The following is a 2,796-nucleotide window of genomic DNA, read 5'->3' as shown; positions in this document are numbered from 1 at the left end:
CGCGCGACACGCTATCACTGGCAGTCAGACACCCAATAACAGCGTGGCTCGGTGTCCCGATACTATGATATGGCAGTGTCGGCGCTGACGCCGATACGGCGTTGGTGGAGAAGATATCGGTCACAACAGCCAATGTGAACGACGGCAAAGCTGGCCCCGCCGCATTGCCGGATGACCCTGGCGAGGTCTTCGCCGACAGTGCATATCGAGGATCGCACTTCGGCGACGCGGTTCGCGCCACGGGTGGTTCGTCACGAGTTGTGGCACCGAGCGTCTGGGCCAGGACGCAAGAGGAGGCAACCGCATAACTCGACGCCAGGAACCAGCCGATCCATCGCGTTCGTGGCAGGGTCGAGAAGATCTTCGGTACATGGAAACGAAGCTACGGGTCGCGGCGGATGCGCTGGCGAGGTCTCGCTAAAGCTGCGGTACAGGTTCATTTGACCACCATCGCCTACAATCTCAGACGTAGTCTCACCATCCTGCAAGTCGCGAGCTGATGATGACCGAGGAAGCCAGGCGCAAGTTGCGAGAGGATCGCCGGGACACAGTTCTCAGCAGTGTTGACGCCCGCAACTCACTGGTCAGGAAGGGAACCTCCTTTCGCGCGCAGGTCTCCTAGTCACCTGGAACAGAAGTTCATTACATTGTACGTTTGGCCTCTTCATGGGAGGTTGAGCGATGACAAGCGCGACCTGCTTACTTCCCCAAATCATGATCCCAAACACATAGCACAAACGATGTCCAAAAACGATTTCTTCACAGATCGAAGATTGTGGAATGATCGACAATCCCGCCCTGTTCGCCCATCATTTGCTCAAGGTCGCAATAGCTGATGCCATAGCGGCAATACCATTGCACCGCCCACATAGTCACTCCACCCTGAAAGTGACGCACTTGAAATCGCTCATCAAAAATCTCGCTGAAAATCTTCGGCACTCTCTCCGGCATGGCGCAGTTCGCAGCTGTCGATGTGGACGTAACCGATCTCGTAGCTTTTGAACCGCTTACGTCGCTCCTTGGTTTCCGCGACCGGCAGTCGGGATATGCCGTGGCGTTGCAGCGCACTGCGACTAAGGTTGGGAATGGTATCGCGCAAGCAGCCCAGGACGTCATCCAGCGGCAGCAGCGTCTTCTGCCGGAAAGCCACCACGATGGTTTCCTCTGCCAGTGTCAGCACCGTGCTCTTGGGTGACTTAGGCCCCATTGGCGCATGGGCGGTCGTGGTCCGCTCCCGCCATTTGGCGACGGTCTTCGAAGCGGGCGGCGAGGGACCGGGTGCTTTCTTGCGACGCTTGGAGTTCGGCTCGAAGACGCGGCTTCGCGCGGGCGCTGCCGTGAAGAATTCTTCCCATAATGCATCCTCTTCCGTACGCGTCCGAGCAGGCTTTCAATTATCCACAAGTTCACCGCCGATGGTCATGCCGATCCTGATATCGGTGAGGCGCGATAAACCTCGCCACATGACGGTGTTGCCCGGTGGCGGATCATCGGCGCGAGCCAGGTAGCCGCCGAGCTTTGCAAGCTTGATCATATAACCGGACAAAGTGCCCGCGCGGGATGCGGGCGGCTCGCCCTTATCAGGCAGCAGATGGTCGAGCAGCTTCATCTCGATCTGCGTGATCGCGACCGTGGGGTCGGCATCCGGCGTAGCTCGGTTGAGCATCGTCATCCAGAAGATCCGCCAGGCAAGGATGCAGAAGACGGCAATAAGCTTTACAAGGCGCTCGGCGGTTTGCAGGCGGGCCTCTCAGCTTTGCAACCGGATTTCAGGATCTTGTGGAAGTTTGGTTCTATTTCCGGTTTCCGCTCAGTCTATGGGCGCATGATCGGACCGATCGGGAATCCGAAGGCGCGGGTGTTGCCGTTCGAGAATGACGTGGTGAACGTCAGTCTCAACCGGCGGGATTCGGTGATGACCAATGCCGACAAGCTAGCGAAAATCGGCGGTGGAGGAACCAACTGCTCCGCGCCGCTGAAGAAGCTGGCAAACGAGAAGGCCAAGGTCGATCTCGTCGTGTTCATCTCGGACAACGAGTCCTGGGTGGATGCACGCGGAAGTGGCCAGCCGACGGCGGTGATGACGGAATGGGCGAGGATCAAGCGGGTCAACCCGGCTGCAAAGCTGGTCTGCCTCGATATCCAGCCCCACGCCACCACACAGGCGCCGACGCGGGAAGACCTGCTCAACATCGGCGGTTTCTCGGATGCCGTCTATGGGGTGATCACGGCTTTCGCGGCCAATAGCAATGGAGCGGATGGCTGGGTAAAAGCCATCGAGGCGATCGAGCTCTAACGGGCTCACAGGAAGCAATACCCCCGCGTCGCCGTGAACGGCGCGGGGAGCCGTGACGAATGCCGGATGAAACTACAGGCTGTTACCCTCCAGGTCGCGGGTTCGAATCCCGTCGGGTCTTCCAGTTTATGGACCCGTAGCTCAGCGGATAGAGCAGGACGTTTCACCACACCTCGTCGTCACGGACGAATGGAATGACATGGCGAATGCGGAGGAAACTACATTGGTTACCCTTCGGGACGCGGGTTCGAACCCCGCCCTGCTGTGCGATCCCTAAGGGGAGGACCAGCAGGTTGTTTCCTCAAATCTGGTCGCCATGGCCAAATGCAGCGGCGAATGCCGGACGGAACTACAGCCTCCAAAGTTGGATGGTCTGGCAGGTTCGACTCCTCCTGGGCATACGCTCTCTGGCACGAGCGGGGCCAACTGATCTTCCGGCGTGCCGGAATGTGGTGCCTTCAGGAATATCGTCTCGACGCCATGGCGGGCGAACTCCTCCG

Annotated in this window: 2 protein-coding genes and 3 pseudogenes; 2 read left to right on the top strand and 3 right to left on the bottom strand. The window is 58.9% G+C overall.

Annotated features, from left to right (window positions below; translation table 11 throughout):
• Window positions 1–329: 329 nt before the first annotated feature.
• Window positions 330–500, top strand: a complete 171-nt coding sequence (locus ACPYOP_RS32715) for a transposase (RefSeq protein WP_481414348.1) — start codon at window positions 330–332, stop codon at window positions 498–500.
• A gap of 268 nt (window positions 501–768) precedes the next feature.
• On the opposite strand, the pseudogene ACPYOP_RS32710 reads toward ACPYOP_RS32715, so the two are convergent.
• The 3 genes and pseudogenes from ACPYOP_RS32710 to ACPYOP_RS32700 all read right to left on the bottom strand — a co-directional run.
• Window positions 769–870, bottom strand: a pseudogene (locus ACPYOP_RS32710) (IS6 family transposase); the annotation flags it as partial.
• Between the two features lie 76 nt (window positions 871–946).
• Window positions 947–1,355, bottom strand: a pseudogene (locus ACPYOP_RS32705) (transposase family protein); the annotation flags it as partial.
• Window positions 1,356–1,390: 35 nt separating this feature from the next.
• Entirely contained in the window at window positions 1,391–1,609 is a 219-nt protein-coding gene (locus tag ACPYOP_RS32700) for a hypothetical protein (protein ID WP_481414347.1), read from the bottom strand.
• Window positions 1,610–1,843: 234 nt separating this feature from the next.
• Between ACPYOP_RS32700 and ACPYOP_RS32695 the strand changes: the two are divergent.
• Window positions 1,844–2,296 (top strand): annotated as a pseudogene (locus ACPYOP_RS32695) (RNA-binding protein); the annotation flags it as partial.
• Window positions 2,297–2,796: the final 500 nt, after the last annotated feature.

The organism is Rhizobium sp. KNZ2-6A (genome assembly GCF_056755475.1).
This window is presented reverse-complemented; position numbering and strand designations above follow the sequence as displayed.

What these genes read in the sequence shown, in the direction of transcription:
- ACPYOP_RS32700 (WP_481414347.1), bottom strand. Translation starts at nt 1,609, where the DNA reads ATGAAGCTGCTCGACCATCTGCTGCCTGATAAGGGCGAGCCGCCCGCA.